The sequence below is a fragment of the Alishewanella longhuensis genome, assembly GCF_014653435.1.
In the GTDB taxonomy this organism is placed as follows: Bacteria; Pseudomonadota; Gammaproteobacteria; order Enterobacterales; family Alteromonadaceae; genus Alishewanella; species Alishewanella longhuensis.
Genome location: NZ_BNAO01000003.1, coordinates 190,221 through 207,720, shown reverse-complemented (window position 1 = coordinate 207,720; position 17,500 = coordinate 190,221). Strand labels below are relative to the sequence as shown.

The window sequence follows — 17,500 nt, the reverse complement described above, 5'->3', positions numbered from 1 at the left end:
TTTTGTGAAAACCCGCTTTGCAGTATGTAGTAAAGGAAATTTGAACATGAATTTTAATCTCACCGAAGATCAACAGGCCTTTGTTGACGTTGCCCGTCAATTTGCCGAGCAAGAGCTGGCACCACATGCTGCGCGCTGGGATCGTGAACATCATTTTCCGAAAGATGTGATTCAAAAAGCCGGTGAGCTGGGCTTTTGCTCACTGTATACCCCCGAAGACGCTGGTGGCTTAGGTTTATCCCGGCTCGATTCGTCTATTATTTTTGAACAACTTGCCATGGGGTGTACTGCCACTACGGCGATGCTGACTATCCATAATATGGCTACCTGGATGATCGCCAGCTTTGGCACTGAGGTGATTAAAACCGAGTGGCTACCCACTTTGGTAACAGGTGAAAAACTGGCCTCTTACTGCTTAACTGAGCCAGGCTCAGGGTCTGATGCTGCCAGTTTACGCACCAGTGCGCGCAAAGACGGCGACAGCTATGTCTTAAACGGTTCGAAAATGTTTATCTCCGGTGCTGGCGCTACCGAAGTGCTGGTGGTAATGGCCCGTACCGGCGAAGCAGGCCCCAAAGGCATTTCTGCCTTTGTGGTACCGGCAGATGCTGCAGGTGTGATTTACGGTAAAGCCGAAGAAAAAATGGGTTGGAATGCCCAGCCGACCCGCTTGGTGACTTTTGAAGACGTGCGTATTCCCGCCAGTGCCTTGTTAGGCAGCGAAGGGCAGGGGTTTAGTTTTGCCATGAAAGGCTTAGATGGCGGCCGTATTAATATTGCCACCTGCTCAATTGGCACTGCGCAGCAGGCACTGAATACTGCCCGCAATTATATGTTGGAGCGGCAGCAATTTGGTAAGCCGCTGGCTGCCTTTCAGGCATTGCAGTTTAAACTGGCTGATATGGCGACCGAATTGGTGGCAGCAAGGCAATTAGTGCGTTTAGCTGCCTTTAAATTGGATACGCAGGATCCAGAAGCAACGGCCTATTGTGCGATGGCGAAACGTTTTGCGACCGATGTTGGCTTTAGTGTTTGCGATCAAGCGCTGCAATTGCACGGTGGCTATGGTTATATTAAAGAGTATCCACTAGAGCGGCATTTCCGTGATGTGCGGGTGCATCAAATACTGGAAGGCACTAACGAGATTATGCGGTTGATTATTGGACGTCGCTTACTCGATGAGGCGGCGGGCGCTATTTTATAATACTGTCACTAAGCAAGGTTAAACTCGGCCGCCGCAATGTCGGCGGCAGGTGCTGCTAAGCAGAGCTGGCAGCCACAGCTAAGGACTAACAATGCTTGAAAATACTGCAACGGCAGTGGTGCTCTACGATGAGCTGACTGCTGCTAATGGTAAGAAAATTGCCATTGCTACGTTAAATTCTGAAAAATCACTTAATGCGCTAAGTTTACCGATGGTCGAGTCTTTGTTGCCGCAAATGCAGCGCTGGAAAGCCGATCCACAGATTGCCATGGTGCTACTGCAAGGTGCGGGCGATAAAGCGTTTTGCGCTGGCGGTGATATCCGTGATCTGTATCAGGCTATGAAAGATCAGCCTGGTACTTACCAGCCCTATGTTGAAGAGTTTTTCAGCAAAGAATATACCTTAGATTATCTTATTCATACCTTCGATAAACCGGTTTTAGTCTGGGGTAATGGTATCGTTATGGGGGGGGGGTTAGGCTTAATGGCCGGTGCCTCGCACCGAATTGTCACAGCCAGCAGCCGTATTGCCATGCCAGAGATGGCGATAGGCCTCTATCCTGATGTTGGCGCCAGCTGGTTTTTAAACCGCATGCCTGCCGGCTGTGGATTGTTTTTAGGGTTAACCGGCGCCTCTATTAATGCCGCTGATGCCCGCTTTATTGGTTTAGCCGATGTGTTTATTTGCCATGAGCAAAAAGCACAGGTTATCGATAAGCTACTTACCGTGAAATGGGGCGATACCGTAGCCCTTAATCATCAGAAACTTTCTGATTTATTACGTTTGCAAGAGCAAGGCTGCCGCACACAAATGCCGCTTAGCCAAATTCGGCCTTATCAGGACAGTATAGCGGAATTGGCCGCCTTACCTGATTTAGCCGCCGTCATGCAAGGTATTGTGGCGATGGCAGGTGACGATAAATGGCTTAGTAAAGCCAAAGACTCACTGCGTTATGGCAGTGCTATTACCGCCCATATCGTTTACCGCTTATTGCAATTGGGGCAAAGCAAAATTCTGGCCGACAGCTTCCGTTTAGAACTGGGGCTTAGTGTGCAATGTGCCAAATTAGGCGAGTTTCAGGAAGGCGTCAGGGCGTTACTGATTGATAAAGATTTACAACCAAAATGGTTATATCCGGACGTTGCAAGTGTACCAGCCGATGTCGTAACGGAGCTATTCAGCTCGCCCTGGTCTGCCGAGCAACATCCACTTCGTGAACTGGGTAAGCTAAAAGGATAATAATAATGACAAAGGTAGCCTTTATTGGTTTGGGCAATATGGGTGGCCCTATGGCCATCAATTTGGTAAAAGCGGGTCATCAGGTAACGGTGTTTGATCTCTCTGTAGCGGCGCTGGCGCAAGTGAAAGCAGAAGGTGCTGCGGTGGCAAGCTCAGCAGCGGATGCGGTGCAAGGGGCCGATTTTGTGATCTCGATGCTGCCAGCAGCGAAACATGTACTTAGCTTGTATCTTGGCGAGCAGGGCATTAGCGGCGCCATTAGCAAAGAAGCCCTGGTGATTGACTGCTCAACCATTGACGCTGAGAGCGCGCGTAAATTAGGTGCGGCGTTAGCTGAGCAAGGTATCGCCTTTATCGATGCGCCGGTGTCTGGTGGCGTTGGCGGCGCTAAAGCGGGTACCCTGACCTTTATTGTCGGTGGCAGTGATAGCGATTTTGAGCGCGCGAAAGCGGTACTTAGTCATATGGGCAAAAATTTGTTTCATGCCGGTGCCATTGGTGCCGGGCAGGTGGCGAAGATTTGCAATAATATGCTGTTAAGTATTCTGATGGTGGGAACCTCAGAAGCCTTACAAATGGGTATTGATAATGGCTTAGATCCAAAGGTGTTATCGGAGATTATGCTAAAAAGCTCAGGCCGCAACTGGACGCTAGAGCTGTATAACCCGTGCCCGGATGTATTGCCGAATGTGCCGTCGTCTAATGGCTATCAGGGTGGCTTTATGGTGGATTTGATGGTGAAAGACTTGGGCCTGGCACTAGAGGCAGCATTGCAAAGTGGCAGTAGTACACCGCTGGGAGCTTTGGCGCGAAATATGTACGTGGCGCATCAGCGGGCAGGTAATGGCAAGCTGGATTTTTCTAGTATTTTCAATGCCTTTGAGAAAAGTGAAAACTAGATCATAGTATTCGGAAAGAGCGGCTAACACTCCGTACATTTTTTGTCGGACACGCCGTATATACATCCCTGTAGGCTCCTGTTTTTCATCCATGAAAAACACGTTCCGCCAAAAAAGTACTTACGCGTTAGCCGCGGTGTTATCTTCGAGCTAAAGGTTACTTACAGGGGTTTTCTATATCGCTGCATAAGTAAGTTAGAAAATTAACGGGTTCTATTATGAATTTACAAGATAAAACAATAGTCATTACCGGTGGTGCCCAGGGCTTGGGTCTGGAGATGGCGCGGATGTGTGCTGCTGCCGGGGCTAAGCTGGCACTGATTGATATGAATAATGAGCAATTAGCGGCGGCAGCCGGCGAGTTATCAGCGCAGACGAAAGTGCAAACCTATGTGGCGAATGTGGCGGATGAAGCGCAGGTAGAAGCTACCTTTGCGCAAATTGATAGCGATTTTGCTGGTATCGATGGCTTAATTAATAACGCCGGTATTTTGCGTGATGGTTTGCTGTTAAAGGTAAAAGATGGCCAGTTAGTGGCAAAGATGCCATTGCAGCAGTTCCAGTCGGTGATTGATGTGAATTTAACCGGCGTGTTTCTTTGTGGCCGTGAAGCGGCGGCTATTATGGTTAAGCGTGGCACTAAGGGCGTGATTATCAATATGTCCAGCGTGGCGCGGGCAGGCAATATGGGCCAGACGAACTATGCTGCTTCTAAAGCGGGTGTGGTGGCGATGACGGTAACCTGGGCGCGTGAGCTTGGGCGTTATAGTATTCGGGTGGGCGCTATTGCCCCAGGCGTGATCCGTACCGCTATGACCGATGCGATGAAACCGGAAGCGCGTGAGCGGTTAGAAAAAATGAAGCCGGTAGGGCGCTTGGGCGAAGCCGCCGAGATTGCCCATACCGCTAAGTACATTTTTGAGAATGATTTTTTTACCGGCCGGGTGGTAGAAATTGATGGTGGTATAGCATTTTAAGTGCTATTTCTTGCTGTGTAAAAAGGCGCTGCGGCGCCTTTTTTCTCGATCGTCTTTATTGCGGTGCTTTTTTTAAACGACCTTTTTAAATGATTTTGATTAAACAGCTTTGATTAGCCTGCTTTTACTCGCGTTTTTTAGCAAACATTAAGGAACTGCTAATGACTATTTTTGCAAAGTTAACTACGCTTTTGTTAGCGAGCTTGTTGTTTATGCCGAGCCAGTTGTTGGCTGACGATAAAACTGCGCTTAGCGCATTGTTGAGTGAGTTTTTAGATGGCGCGACGCGTAACGATCCTGCTATCCATAATAAATACTGGGCCGAGGAGCTTATTTATACCAGTTCTGCCGGAAAGCGTTTTGGCAAAGCGGAATTAATGACCAGCGTCAGTAGCCGTGGCGAGTTACAGCCCCAAGATATTAGTATGCGTTATAGCAGCGAAGAGCTAGAAATTTTGCTCTATGGTGACACTGCTGTGATCGCCTTTACGTTAGTAGGGCAGTCTGACACCGAAACTTTACGTTTTTTAAATAGTGGTACCTTTGTTAAGCGCAATGGTCAGTGGCAGGCCGTTAACTGGCACGCCACCCGCTTAGCGGATTAAAGGCTTTTTACAGATCGGGTAGCTGACTTAGTGCGTAGCCTTTTAGGTAGTAAGTGACTGGGCTTTTCCCATTCTTTATTTTGACACCTTTGTTGGAGTAATCTTATGCCGCACCACCGCCTTGCACATTTAAATCATCAGGACGTACGTATTGATGAATTAACGGTTCACTCTTACGAGATGGGCCTCTATCTGGTCGAAGCCGATTTTGACGGCCGCAAAGGCTTTATTGTCAATGATGATAATCAGCCGCAGCGTTTTCATAGCGTAGAGCAGGTGAAGCAATCGCTTAGTGATTGTACGGTAAGGGAAGCTTGGCTGGTGCATCAATCGGCTTACGATGAAATGTGCGGTGGGCCGGAAAAAACCGACAATACTTTAAAATTGCCGATTTGCTTCAAGCATTAAGTTGCGTTAACTACCCGTGAAAAACCGCAGGCACCTTAGTGTGCCTGCGGTAGGGGCTTACCAGCCAATAGCGCGGTACAGCCGTTGCCACATTAATTGGTTTTGCTGTTTCAGACTGGCCGCACGGGTTTTCACTTCTGCAGTGAGTGTGTCTTTTTGCTCGAGTAAATCAGCGAGGGCGCCAAGCAAGCTGTCTTCAGAGAGTTCTTCAACACAAAAATCGCCCATCGCAAAATCGCTCATCATCGCATGGTATTTATGACTCCAACTGGTGGCAATACAGGGCACCCCTTGGCTTAGCGCATTAACTGCGCCATGAAAGCGAGAGCTTACCGCAAGCTCCGCCTTGCCAATAAAGGCTTTTACTGCCAACGGATCTTCAATTTGTACCAAACCACAAGGCGACAATGCGGCTATTTCTGCGCAAAGCTCAGCATCTTCTTTACCTTCGTGATTAACCAGCACCGGCTGTATTCCCAACACGGTAAGATAGTCGGCAGCAGCGGCAAAAGCGGCGACGTATTGCTGACGCATAGCCTCTGCATTGGCATGATTGTACTTTGAGACCACTTTGGAGTTAGGAATTAGCGCCGCGAACGGCATGCTTAACTCGGGCACTTCGCTGTTCGCTAATGGGCTTAAACCAACGGTAAAGTCAGGCGTTAAAATCACGTGCTCGGGTAACACATCAACACAACTTTGTAAGTGAGCTAACGACACCGGATCGCGGACGAAAATCAGCCGGGCATGGCTAATAATATCGCGCATAGCGGCTTTGCTGGCTTTTGACGTAAAAGGGCCAAAGGCTTGTGGCATAAAGATAAAGGCTTTGCCAGCTTTGTTAAAACGCACCACTTCTTTGGCGGTATTTTGTAAAAAAGCCAGTGGCCATTGATCGCCATAAGCAAAACCACTGGCTTCCAGTATCAGATCAACATCGCGCTCAGTAACCATACCGTAGCGCTTAAATAGCCCACGTAAGGCAGCAGGTAATTTACCGAGCATACCGGTAAGGTCTAGGCCTTTGCGCCGAAACGCCAGCTTTTGCCAGGCACCATGCCGGGCTCGCTCAGGGTAAGGTAAGTTAGGACCGGGTGATAGTACCAGTTCAAAGGCTTTGTCTTTTGCTTTTAAGCCCTGTAAGCAGGCTAATAACATCAGGTAGGCGCCTTTGTTGCGAAACTGTACGCCTTTAATTTCTACAAAATAAGGTTTAGTCATCAGTGATTTCCGTTATGAGTCTGTGCCGCGCGTTTAACCTTTAGCAGTTGCCATAACTGACTGCGGGTGCTCTTGGCAAAAAATAAGAAGAAGAATGAAGCATAAGCATAAGAAATTAAGGTCGCCCAAGCGGCGCCAACGATGCCGTATTCAGGGATCCACCAGAGATTAAGTACAACGTTTATCAACGCGCCCATGCCATGGCTAAATAACGATAATGGCTCTTGTTCAGTAATGACCAAGTGCTGACTAATTAAGTAACGTACAAAAATAAAACAGCCAGCCCAAATATGGATACGCAGTACCGTTATGGCGGCGTTAAAGCCTTCACCAAACAGCAGCAAAATGATCCACTCAGCAGTTAGGCTCATGACTATCGCTATTGCCAGCGCAGCACTAAAAAACATTAGTGCAAAACGGCGTAGCTTTAATAAGTAGCCATCCCAGCTTTTTTCATAAGCTTTTAGCATATCCGGGTAATAGCGCACGGCTAAGGTCGCGGGAAATACATACCATAACTCTGAAAGGCGGCTGGCAGCGGCATAAATACCGGCTTGTTCAGTGCCCGCAATACTGCCCAGCATGACGATGTCTATTTTTAGATAAATCACCGACACAATGCCAGAAACCCAAAGCCATGCTGAGCGTTTTAGTAATATCTTGCTATGGCTTAAGCTAAAATAACGCGGGCTATAGCCAGGCCAACGCTGCTCATCTTCTTTAAAAGGTTGATGTTTAGAGCGATAAATGAGGTATTGGGCTAGACCCACAATCAAAAACTCTAGCGCCGTGAGCAGTAATAAGCTGGCAATACCAAAACCTAGATAAAGTAGCCACAGTTTAAAAGCAAAGCTTACCAATGTAATCAACGATTTGGCATAGGCAGGGCTGCGGAAAGTCCCTTGATAATTTAAGTAGAACTCAAATAACAGAAAGCCAAAAAATGCCTGCAGCACAAAGAGTAGCGGAATGGCATAGCTTAGGTGCCCACTAAATAGCTGCGGATTAAGCAGATAAAAGATACCCAGCATCAAGCCACCGCCGAGCAGCCCCAGTCCCAGCCGGATACTGACGGCGGTATATAACATGGTCATGGCTTCTTGCCCGGTGGGCAATTTAGTCATTTGCCGTACTACCAGGTTATTCAGGCCCATACTGGTTAAAGGCACCAGAAAGGCACTCCAAGCCATAACAATAGAGTAAATACCCAGCTCACTGGCACCGAGCATCCGCGCGACAAATACGGTGAGAATGGCACCGGCGGCCAGTTTGACTAATTTGTCGCCCAGCATGGCCGTAGCACGTGCCATTAGCAGTTTTTTAAGTAATTTCATTAGCGTCTCCGGGGCAGGCGGCGACGCAAGTGCGACAGGATGCGCCAGATATTTTGCAGCAGCAGGATATAGCCGGCAAACACCAGCACAAAGAGCAGCAACATCACAATATCCGGGATCATCAGATATTCACCAATTACGCCGATACAGGCAAAAATGCAGGCTAATGCTGTTATTAACGTGAGAGACTCGCGTGAATCTAAACCCAAACGTAGCGAAATATGGTGTAAATGCTCGCGATCGGCCTGAAAAGGCGATTGCCCCTTTAAGATGCGTCTGAGCATAATCGCCACCATATCCATTAATGGAATGGCAATCAGCCACAAAGCCGTGACTGGCCGGAAGCTGGCTGTTTCACTTTGGGTGCCAATAATCAGTAACCAAATTACCGATAAACCAATCAACATACTGCCGGCATCGCCCATAAAGATTTTTTTACCCGGCACTAAATGCAAATTAAAAGCTAAATAAGGCAGTAAAGCGCAAATCAGCGTCATTGGCAGTAACGCTTGCTCTGGTTGCCCCCAGAGCAGCATAAAGCCAGCTATACTGACAAAACTGACTAAACTTAGCATCCCTGCCAGGCCATCAATGCCGTCGGTCATATTAAAGGCATTAATCGCTGCGATAACGGCAATCAGGGTGATGGGGATACCGAGCACTCCCAGTGTAACTTCGCCAAGGCCAAATAAATTCCCCAGGCTTGCCAGGTGCAAATCCAGCGCGTACACCATACCTAAACCGACGGCGAGCTGTATCGCTAAACGTAATTTAACGCTAAGATCCAGATAATCATCAAAAGCACCGAGGATCACTATGCTGCCGGCTAATGCTAAGTAATACGCCGGGCTGAGGGCTTCCGGAGCAAAGATTGCCAGTGCGACGGCTAGGCCACTGAACACAGATAAGCCGCCAATCAACGGGATCGCTCCCTGATGTTGTTTGCGTCCTTTGGGGATATCCACTAACCCAATACGCTGCGATAACGGATAAAAGAGGAGAATTGCCAGCAGGCAAAATCCAAAAGCTGAGAGTATTAATAGCAATTGCGATGTCATAACGGATTCATTTTTATCAATTTTGCCTATCTGGCGCTTATTCAGCCGGGCGTCAGCTGAAACTTGTTGTAATAATAATGCGAACTGACAGAATAAACGACTGGCTAACGCTAATAGTTTATAAATAGTGTCTTTTTAACCAAATTACCGCCGTTTTTCACAGGAGTGTCTTGTTAACGTGGCCAGTACCGATCGCAAAGTGCTAATTATCACTAATATGGGGCCAAAAGCCTCGGCGCCATTTCAGGGCCAGTTTGTAGCCAGTCAGGTTACTGAGCTTAACGCTCAGGGGCAAACCGCTGATTACCATTATATGCGTTGGCATGGTGACTCTTTGCTGAACAGACTATTGAAATATCCGGTGTTTTTATTGGATTTTCTTTGGCGCTTTATTTTCTGCCGTCAGCGCTATCAGCTTATTCATGTACATTTTTTCTATCCGACCATTTATCTGGCGCTGCTGTATCGTGTTTTACGGAATCGCCGGGTTAAGATTGTTGTGACCTGTCATGGCAGCGATATTTACCATTATCAACCACCGGGTAGGCTGTACCGCTGGTGTGCTAAGCAGGTGCAGGCCTGGGTTTTTACCAGCGAGCGTTTAAGCCAACAATTTTTTTTCACACCTGCGCAGCAGCAGGTGTTGTCGGCAGGGATCCAAGGGCGCTATGCTGCCACTAAGTGTGTGCCGTTGGCAGAAAAAGATATCGATATCTTGTATGTCGGCACGCTGGATAAAAATAAAGGGATGGATAGGTTAATCGCGCTGTTAGCTGAATTAAGCCCGTATCGTATCGTCGTTGCTGGCACAGGTCCGTGGCAGGAGGCCCTTACAAAAGCAGCACAAGGTGTCAGTCATTTGCAGCTGTTAGGCGCACAATCACCGGCGCAATTGCAAGCACTCTACCAGCGTGCCCGCTGTTTTATAAGCTTATCGCGCAATGAGTCCTTTGGGCTGGTCATGGCGGAGGCCATGGCATGCTATACGCCAGTGATTGCAACCGAAACCGACGGTTCTCAGGCCCAGGTGCTGCCCGCTGTTACCGGTTATCGTATTAGCCAGCAGCAAAGTGAGCCAGAGTTAATCCAGCAACTAGCGCAGCATATTACGCAATTACTGACGCTGTCGGCAGACCAGTATGCGGTGATGCAGCAAGCCTGTCGTCAGCAAGCTGAGCCGGTGTTACTGCCCAAGGTGGTAAGCCGCCTGCGTCAACTTTATCAGGATTTAGATAATGACCAACACAGCACAACATAGCTTAGCGGCTGTTTCAAAGGTAGCGATTGGACCGGTCGAGGTATCCGCCTTTACCGATATGGCACAGCTACTTGCCTTTATTTTGCATGAAGACGGTACAGTATTCGCCGGTTCGGCTATTGCGATTAATCCGGAGAAAATCTTAACCGCAATGGAGAACCCGGCCATCTTGCAAGTGATTAGTCAGGCGGATATTCGCTACGCCGACGGTATCGGTGTGGTAAAAGTGATGCGTAAGCGCTTAAAACGCCGGGTAGAGCGTATTCCTGGCTGTGAACTCTGGCAAGCGCTGATGCTGCGGGCTGCCAAATATCAGGTGCCGGTGTATCTGGTAGGTGCTAAGCCCGAGGTGCTAGCTCAAACCAAGGCCAAATTGTTAGCTCAGGGTACTAAAGTAGTTGGCGCCACAGACGGTTATTTTCAGGATGAAGCGGAATTAATTCAGGCAATACAGCAAAGTGGCGCTCGTTTTGTCAGTGTTGCCATGGGCTCACCAAAGCAAGAGTTGTTAATTCAGCGCATCCAGGCACAGCACCCAGATTGTTTTTACATGGGCGTTGGTGGTACCTATGATGTCTTTACCGGTAATGTAAAACGAGCACCTGATCTCTGGTGTAAATTAAACCTGGAGTGGGCGTATCGCCTGGTGCTGCAACCCAGCCGTATTGGTCGGCAACTAAGACTCTTCAGATACCTGTGGTGGTATCTTACTGGCAAAATATAAGGATGGCAGGATGTCGCAATACCCGTTAATCAGTGTTTATATGCCAACCTATAACCGCGCCCAGATGGCGTGTCGGGCTATTGACTCGGTATTGGCACAGGATTATCCGAACTTTGAACTAATAGTGGTCGATGACGCCTCAAAAGACGACACTATTGAGGTTTTAACGGCACGTTATGGCAGTGACAGTAGGATAAAAATTTTACGCCAGGACAGCGGACAAGGCGCCTGTGCAGCCCGTAATCGGGCTATGGCAGAAGCACAGGGTGATTTTGTTACCGGCCTGGATGATGACGATGAGTTTTTACCGCATCGCTTAAGCAGCCTTTATGCCGCCTATGATGATAAGTACAGCTGTGTCTGTTCTGCCTATATCTGGGATTATGGTTCAGTAAAGAAAACGTTATTTGCGGAGCGGCGGGCGGTGAGTTTGTCGGAATTATTGGATCTGCATACTCTATCGAATCAGGCACTGGTAAAACGCGAACGAATGTTACAACTTGGTGGTTTTGATACGTCACTGGCCGCCTTTCAGGATTATGATATGTGGGTGCGGGTGGTCCAGGCGTTTGGTCCGGCACTGCGGATTGCCGATGCCAGTTATAAAGTGAATGTTGGCCATGAATTGGGGCGCATTACTAACTCACCAAAACGACTGGATGCGCACCAACAATTTGTGGCCAAGCATCGCCCGCTAATGAGCGAGCGTAACTTGCAAAATCAGATGTTTTACCGGACAACTATGCAGCAACAACCGCTGAGCTTGCGTCAGCTTATCGGTTTGTCACGCTTTGGCTTGGTAAAGTTGAAGTGGCGCTATTATTTGAAACACCGGTTAGCAGGGCTAAGCCAGCTTCGTATCAGGTTGTTCAGTAAAGGTTTGCGCGGTTTGTTTAAAAAATAATGATTACCCTAACTTCTTTCCGGCTGCAAGGTGCCAAGCTAGATCAGGTGCTGCTGATTTTGGCCTCTATGGTGGTTTTAATTGATTGGTTAAATGGGCTGCTTTGGCACACCTGGGGTGCCAGTTACAGTTTGGCTGCAATATTTAAAGCCGTGCTACTGGCTGGCATTACGGTGCGGGGTTGGCAGCTTTGCCAAAAACAATTACTTGCGCCTCTGGGCTTGATGTTGTTTATGCTGCTCGGACCCTTGTATGTGAGTTGGTTAACGGGGCAGCACTTCTTATGGCACGACCTGCAACTTATCGCGAAGTCTGGCGCGCTGTTGCTGGCGCTTGCCTATTTTACCGTGCAGGCCAGGCAGAACCCCATAGCGTTTTTACGGTGGCTCGACTGGTTTGTGCTTGGCAGTTATCTGCTGTTACTGGGTAATTTCTGCCTAGGGCTCGCAGGCTATGGCGGTACTGCCTACCAACCGATGGAAGAGGTTGCACAAAAGTTTCTGGGTATTAAAGGCTTTTTTATCTCTACCAATGAATTGTCGGCGCTGTTGTTGGTGTTGAGTTGCTGGTTATTGCTACGTGCCTGGCAAGTAAAGCGTTGGTGTTATCCGCTAATAAGTATCGCGTCCTTGCTGATGGCCGGGTTAATGTTAACCAAAACCGGGCTGTTTGGTACCATGCTACTGGTCGTTTTTATTCCGCTACTGTTAACGCCACGCCATTATTATCGCTATCTTTATCAACACTATCGGCGCCGCTTGTGGCTATTAACTCTGGTGCTGCTTAGTATCATGCTGCTGGTGCTTTTCAACTTTACCAGCGTGTTACAGTGGGTAGGTATTTACGATAAATTGCTTTTCTCCTATCAGCAACGCGGGCTGGCGGGCATTATTTTATCCTCGCGTGATTACTATCTTCTGCGTAATTTTACGGCAGTGTCAGAACGCTACCCAGAATGGTTGCAACTGTTTGGTGTGGGTCAGGGCGGGGTACGTTTACTGCTGAAAAAGTATTTTATTGAGCTGGATTTATTTGACCTCTTGCTGTTTTATGGTTTAGCGGGCGTGTTACTTTATGCCTTAAGTTTCTGGCGAATTTTACTGTTAGCCGGCAGCCGTTTGGCCAGCAGCAGTGCCGCGGCGCCGGTATTGTTGTTAAATGTATTGCTTTTGCTGGTGTCGTTACTGGCGGGTCATGTACTGACATCGGGGATGTTGTGGCTCCCTTGGGCAGTCGTTAATGCTGCCGTGGTGGCGCAAAGTGTGCTGGCGGCGTCGCAGCAGCCTGTTACTGGGTTAAACAATGCCGCCGCAGTTGAGGAAAATGCATATGAAAGATCTGCTTGAGCCTTTTTTATATCCTCACAATATCCTGTTATACGGCTTACTACTGGCGTGTATTTGCTATCGCAAGAAAGGGTTATGGTTACTCCTGGTTTTTTATTATCTGATGGGCAACACCTTTATTGCTAATCAGGTGCGGCATTGGTACATCAGTAATACAACGCAACAACGTCTGATACAGCCGTTGCAGTCCGATCCTGTACTTTATGTGGTGTTAGGTTGTGGTGGCTCGGCACAGCAGTTGCCGGCCTGCGCTACCGCAAGGTTACAGCAGCTAAGTAAAGAGCTGGCGCAGCGCAGTAATGCTGACTTGCCAGCAACGGTATTAATTACCACACGTTACTGCCAACCTTACGTAGACTATTTGCAGCAGCGTGTAACCCAGCTTGCGGTAGATTGTTATGATGCAGGAGATAATACCTATCAAGAATTTTCCAGCCTGGCTATGCGTCTGGACAAGACTCAGTCTCTGCGCTTTATCACCAGTGATTTTCACAGTTGGCGGGTAAGTAAACTGGTAGCAGAGTACCAGTTCAATGCTACGATAGGGGCGGCTAGCACCCAAACCTTTCGTGCCGTAAACTGCGGTTTAAACTGTATGTTTACGGTTAATTTAACCAACTTAGACTTTTACAGTAAGCTTATGGCTGAGTTTAGCAGTTATGCGGTATATCGCCTGGGTGGGGAGCGCCTTACCGGCGCGGCGTCCGATTAAACAGTAGCAGCCCAAGCAAGACACCACTGATGGCCCCATAAAGGTGGGCATCTATGGCGACTTCAGCGGCAATTTTTGCCGCAAGCTCAGCATCTGGCCCGGCATATTGCTCGAAAGCGAGTTTAGCGGCGACACCCAGCAGAATAAGCAGGCCACTGCGATACCCCTGCCGGATATCCAGTACGGCCCCGAAGCATAAGATGCCATGTAACACACCAGATAGCCCTACATAGAGGTCAATTTGATGGGAGAAAAGCCATAAGCCAAGGCTGGTCGCAAGACCCAATATCAGGATTTGCCAGCCAAGGTTTAACCGGTGAGGTAGCGGCGCATGCAATAGCATAATCACCAAAAGTCCGGCCAGATTGAGCAGCAGATGGTATAAATTGCTATGTAAAAGATGGCCGCTGAAGAGTCGCCACAGCTCACCGTTAGCTAAGGCGGAACGGTTGTATTCTAGTGTTAGCTTTACCGTATCCGGACTCCAAAACAGGATACTGGTTATCACCCCTAGTAACAGATAAGGTAAATAAGGTTTAATTGATACACTTAGCATAGTGTTGGTTGATCTTATTGTAGTAACTGGTTAGGGTGTAAGAGCGCTATTATAAGGAAAGTCCCTGCAATGAAAAGATATCTTCTTTGTGCTAGCTATTTAGTGGTAGCCAGCGTTTCATCTTCACTATTTGCCGCTTCACCCCAGGAAACCCGCGAGCCCGAGGCGGCTACGGGTATTACGCAGCAGCAGCTTACGGTGTTTCCCAATGCGATGGTTGCGGCTGCAAACCCGCTGGCTTCCGATACCGGACAGCGTATTTTGCAAGCGGGTGGTAGCGCCATTGATGCGGCTATCGCCACCCAGCTGGTTTTGGGCTTGGTTGAGCCACAAAGCTCGGGCATTGGCGGTGGTGCTTTTATTATTCATTGGCAAGCGAGTAATCAAGCCTTAACCACTTTTGATGGCCGGGAAACAGCGCCTGCAGCAGCGGGCCCGGATTTATTTGTCGATAACGATAAAGTAATGAATTGGCGAGAAGCTTACGTGGGTGGTAAGTCGGTAGGTGTGCCGGGGGTACTGCGCGCGCTGGCGGATGCGCATCAGCGCTATGGTAAGTTGCCGTGGGAAGCCTTATTCAGCGATGCCATTATGCTGGCAGAGCAAGGCTTTCCGGTTACAGAGCGAATGGCAAAGCAATTGGCTTTGGGATGGAATCAAGGACTAACGCAGCTGGCACCGGCCAAAGAATTTTACTATCCCGGCGGCCAGCCTTTGGCTGCAGGTGCTTTGTTAAAAAACCCGGAATATGCCGCCATCTTAAAGCAAATAGCAAAAGAGGGCGTTAGTGCGTTCTATGAAGGGGCTAATGCACAAGCTATAGTGAATGCGGTACAGCAGGCGGCGATAAATCCAGGCCGACTAACCCTGACAGATTTAGCCAGCTATCAGGCTGAACAGAAAGATGCGGTGTGCATTAGTTACCGGGTGTACCAAATTTGTGGTATGGCTCCGCCTAGCTCAGGCGGTATTGCGGTATTACAAATGATGGGCATGCTGGAGCATTTTCCATTGGCAACGATGAAACCCAACAGTGCTGATTCGATCCATCTAATCAGCCAGGCGGCGCGTTTAGCTTTTGCTGACAGAGATCACTATATCGCCGATCCGGCCTTTAGCGACGTGCCGGTAGCAGGCCTTCTGGCGCCTGATTACCTTAAAGCACGTGCTGCTTTAATTGGCGCTAATGATAACACTGCCACCCCCGGTGAGCCTGTTGGGGCAAAAGCGCTGTCTGCCGCGCCGGCTATAGAGTTTCCGAATACCAGTCATTTGTCGGTAGTGGATGCAGCAGGCAATGCGGTGAGTATGACTACCAGTATCGAAAATGTCTTTGGTTCAGGCGTGATGGTTAATGGCTACTTGTTGAATAATCAGTTAACCGATTTTAGTTTAGTGCCAAAAATGAACGGTTTCTGGGTAGCCAATAGGGTAGAAGGCGGCAAACGCCCACGTAGTTCTATGGCGCCAATCATGGTCTTTGATGCTGATAACAACTTAAAACTGGTGATAGGCTCTCCAGGTGGCAGCCGTATTATTAACTATGTGGCGCAGAGTTTAGTGGCCATTTTGGACTGGCAGTTGGATGTACAGCAAGCCTTGAATTTGCCACGCCATACCCATCGTAATGACTACTTAGCACTGGAGCAAGGTACGGCTTTAGTTGAGTTACAAAGCGAATTAACAGCCCTTGGCTATGAAGTGAGAATACAGGACTTAAATAGCGGTTTGCACGCTATCGCTGTTGATGGGGAACGTTTAGCAGGTGCAGCTGATCCCCGCCGCGAAGGTAAAGTCAGTGGTTTTTAATTATAGGTAGTTAGACATGAATGAAATAAGTAGCGCGGTAGAAGGGGGGGTACTCACCTTGAGTATGCACCGGCCGGAGAAGAAGAATGCGCTGAATTTGCAGATGTATCGGCAGCTAACAGCAGCACTGCAGCAAGCGCAACACGACGGTGAGATCAGGGTGGTGGTGTTACAGGGTAGTGCAGAGTGCTTTACCAGTGGGAATGATTTAAAAGACTTCTTAGCCGCGGGTGAGCTAAATGCCGAGCATCCGGTTGTGCAGTTTCTCTATGCTGTGTCGGCGTTTCCCAAGCCAGTAATTGCTGCCGTTGCCGGATTAGCTATTGGTATTGGGACTACGGTATTACTGCATTGCGATTTGGTATATGCCACTGCCGATTGCCGTTTCCAAATGCCGTTTACCTTATTAGGTTTATGTCCAGAGGCGGCTTCCAGCCTATTGTTGCCGCAAGTCGCTGGATATCAGCGCGCTGCGCAATATTTGTTACTGGCGGAGCCTTTTAGTGCCCAGCAAGCGGCTGATTTTGGTTTAGTGAATGAGATTGTTGCTAACGATGAGCTGCTCGCTTATGCAGCGGGTAAAGCACAACGTCTGGCAGCCTTGCCGGCTGAAGCAGTGCAGCGTAGTAAAGCTTTATTAAAAGCACCACAACAGCAGTTGGTGCAGCAGACTATCAATAAAGAGTTAGTGGATTTTGGCTTGCTATTGCAAAGTGACGCCTGTCGAGCGCAATTACAGGCGTTTTTTAACAAGTAAGGGGCTCTAATAGCACCGGGTTTAACGAATACTGGTGCTAAATTTATCGGCCTGAACTTCGCTAACCAACCAGCTACCGCGTTGCCTGATCAGAACAACAGTTCTGGTTTCTTGAATTCGTCTATCGTCAAACTCGCCGTCAAAAATAAGCTGAATATTCGCACTGTCATGGTATTGCTCACGCAGATTGCGGCCGCTGCGATTAACATTAATCAATACTTTATCAAAATTCATATTAAAAAGCGTACGGCCAGCCTGGCGCGCTGTGCCATAAGAGCCAAGCAAACTGGCAAATTCTTTGGTACTCATGCTTTGCGCTTTTTCGAGATCTTTATCATTATAAATGGCATGAAAAAACTCGCCGGCAACATGTTCAGGGGAGCCTAACTGAGCATTGACTTGTGTACTGCGCTCGCATCCCGAAAGAATGAGTAGCAAGACGATCAGCGAATATTTTACATAAACCATAAGTACTGTCTTTTTAGCGA

Annotated in this window: 18 protein-coding genes; 13 read left to right on the top strand and 5 right to left on the bottom strand. The window is 48.4% G+C overall.

What is annotated here, in order from left to right; all coding sequences use genetic code 11:
- The first annotated feature begins 46 nt into the window (after positions 1-46).
- The 6 genes from IE163_RS08100 (at position 47) to IE163_RS08075 (ending at position 5,333) form a co-directional block, all read left to right on the top strand.
- Positions 47-1,204 carry an acyl-CoA dehydrogenase family protein gene (locus IE163_RS08100; RefSeq protein ID WP_189432074.1) on the top strand — a complete coding sequence of 386 codons (1,158 nt, stop codon included), beginning with the start codon at positions 47-49 and terminating at the stop codon, positions 1,202-1,204.
- Positions 1,205-1,295: 91 nt separating this feature from the next.
- Positions 1,296-2,444, top strand: coding sequence for an enoyl-CoA hydratase/isomerase family protein (locus tag IE163_RS08095; RefSeq protein ID WP_189432072.1), 1,149 nt, complete (start codon positions 1,296-1,298; stop codon positions 2,442-2,444).
- 5 nt (positions 2,445-2,449) lie between these two features.
- Positions 2,450-3,343, top strand: coding sequence for a 3-hydroxyisobutyrate dehydrogenase (mmsB, locus tag IE163_RS08090; protein ID WP_189432070.1), 894 nt, complete (start codon positions 2,450-2,452; stop codon positions 3,341-3,343).
- A 218-nt stretch (positions 3,344-3,561) separates the two neighbouring features.
- On the top strand, positions 3,562-4,320 hold the full coding sequence (locus IE163_RS08085; protein ID WP_189432068.1) for an SDR family oxidoreductase: 759 nt from the start codon (positions 3,562-3,564) through the stop codon (positions 4,318-4,320).
- Between the two features lie 161 nt (positions 4,321-4,481).
- Entirely contained in the window at positions 4,482-4,925 is a 444-nt protein-coding gene (locus tag IE163_RS08080) for a nuclear transport factor 2 family protein (protein ID WP_189432066.1), read from the top strand.
- Between the two features lie 105 nt (positions 4,926-5,030).
- Positions 5,031-5,333: a DUF6482 family protein gene (locus IE163_RS08075; RefSeq protein WP_189432064.1), complete on the top strand. Its 303-nt coding sequence runs from the start codon at positions 5,031-5,033 to the stop codon at positions 5,331-5,333.
- A gap of 57 nt (positions 5,334-5,390) precedes the next feature.
- On the opposite strand, the gene IE163_RS08070 is transcribed toward IE163_RS08075, so the two are convergent.
- Genes IE163_RS08070 through wecA form a run of 3 tightly spaced genes read right to left on the bottom strand, consistent with a single transcriptional unit; the run spans position 5,391 to position 8,946 of the window.
- The gene (locus IE163_RS08070) at positions 5,391-6,554 is read right to left on the bottom strand and encodes a polysaccharide pyruvyl transferase family protein (protein ID WP_189432062.1); all 1,164 of its coding nucleotides are present in this window, start codon (positions 6,552-6,554) and stop codon (positions 5,391-5,393) included.
- Complete coding sequence (locus IE163_RS08065) at positions 6,554-7,888, bottom strand: flippase (RefSeq protein WP_189432060.1); 1,335 nt, start codon at positions 7,886-7,888, stop codon at positions 6,554-6,556. Before IE163_RS08065 ends, IE163_RS08070 begins: the two co-directional genes overlap by 1 nt.
- Entirely contained in the window at positions 7,888-8,946 is a 1,059-nt protein-coding gene (wecA, locus tag IE163_RS08060) for a UDP-N-acetylglucosamine--undecaprenyl-phosphate N-acetylglucosaminephosphotransferase (RefSeq protein ID WP_189432058.1), read from the bottom strand. Before wecA ends, IE163_RS08065 begins: the two co-directional genes overlap by 1 nt.
- Before the next feature lie 178 nt (positions 8,947-9,124).
- Here wecA and IE163_RS08055 point away from each other — a divergent pair, with 178 nt between their 5' ends.
- The 5 genes from IE163_RS08055 to IE163_RS08035 are packed head-to-tail and all read left to right on the top strand — an operon-like array spanning position 9,125 to position 13,890.
- Positions 9,125-10,204, top strand: a complete 1,080-nt coding sequence (locus IE163_RS08055) for a glycosyltransferase family 4 protein (protein WP_229833487.1) — start codon at positions 9,125-9,127, stop codon at positions 10,202-10,204.
- On the top strand, positions 10,182-10,928 hold the full coding sequence (locus IE163_RS08050) for a WecB/TagA/CpsF family glycosyltransferase (RefSeq protein ID WP_189432056.1): 747 nt from the start codon (positions 10,182-10,184) through the stop codon (positions 10,926-10,928). The genes IE163_RS08055 and IE163_RS08050 overlap by 23 nt, the downstream gene beginning before the upstream one ends.
- Positions 10,929-10,938: 10 nt before the next feature.
- Positions 10,939-11,832 carry a glycosyltransferase gene (locus IE163_RS08045; RefSeq protein ID WP_189432054.1) on the top strand — a complete coding sequence of 298 codons (894 nt, stop codon included), beginning with the start codon at positions 10,939-10,941 and terminating at the stop codon, positions 11,830-11,832.
- Positions 11,832-13,178, top strand: coding sequence for a hypothetical protein (locus IE163_RS08040; RefSeq protein WP_189432052.1), 1,347 nt, complete (start codon positions 11,832-11,834; stop codon positions 13,176-13,178). Before IE163_RS08045 ends, IE163_RS08040 begins: the two co-directional genes overlap by 1 nt.
- Complete coding sequence (locus IE163_RS08035) at positions 13,162-13,890, top strand: ElyC/SanA/YdcF family protein (protein ID WP_189432050.1); 729 nt, start codon at positions 13,162-13,164, stop codon at positions 13,888-13,890. The genes IE163_RS08040 and IE163_RS08035 overlap by 17 nt, the downstream gene beginning before the upstream one ends.
- Here IE163_RS08035 and rrtA read toward each other — a convergent pair.
- Entirely contained in the window at positions 13,868-14,446 is a 579-nt protein-coding gene (gene rrtA / locus IE163_RS08030) for a rhombosortase (protein WP_189432048.1), read from the bottom strand. The genes IE163_RS08035 and rrtA overlap by 23 nt on opposite strands.
- Positions 14,447-14,515: 69 nt before the next feature.
- Here rrtA and ggt point away from each other — a divergent pair, with 69 nt between their 5' ends.
- Complete coding sequence (gene ggt / locus IE163_RS08025) at positions 14,516-16,255, top strand: gamma-glutamyltransferase (protein WP_189432046.1); 1,740 nt, start codon at positions 14,516-14,518, stop codon at positions 16,253-16,255.
- A gap of 16 nt (positions 16,256-16,271) precedes the next feature.
- Complete coding sequence (locus IE163_RS08020; RefSeq protein ID WP_189432044.1) at positions 16,272-17,012, top strand: enoyl-CoA hydratase; 741 nt, start codon at positions 16,272-16,274, stop codon at positions 17,010-17,012.
- A gap of 21 nt (positions 17,013-17,033) precedes the next feature.
- Here IE163_RS08020 and IE163_RS08015 read toward each other — a convergent pair whose 3' ends face one another.
- Positions 17,034-17,480, bottom strand: a complete 447-nt coding sequence (locus tag IE163_RS08015; protein ID WP_189432042.1) for a hypothetical protein — start codon at positions 17,478-17,480, stop codon at positions 17,034-17,036.
- Positions 17,481-17,500: the final 20 nt, after the last annotated feature.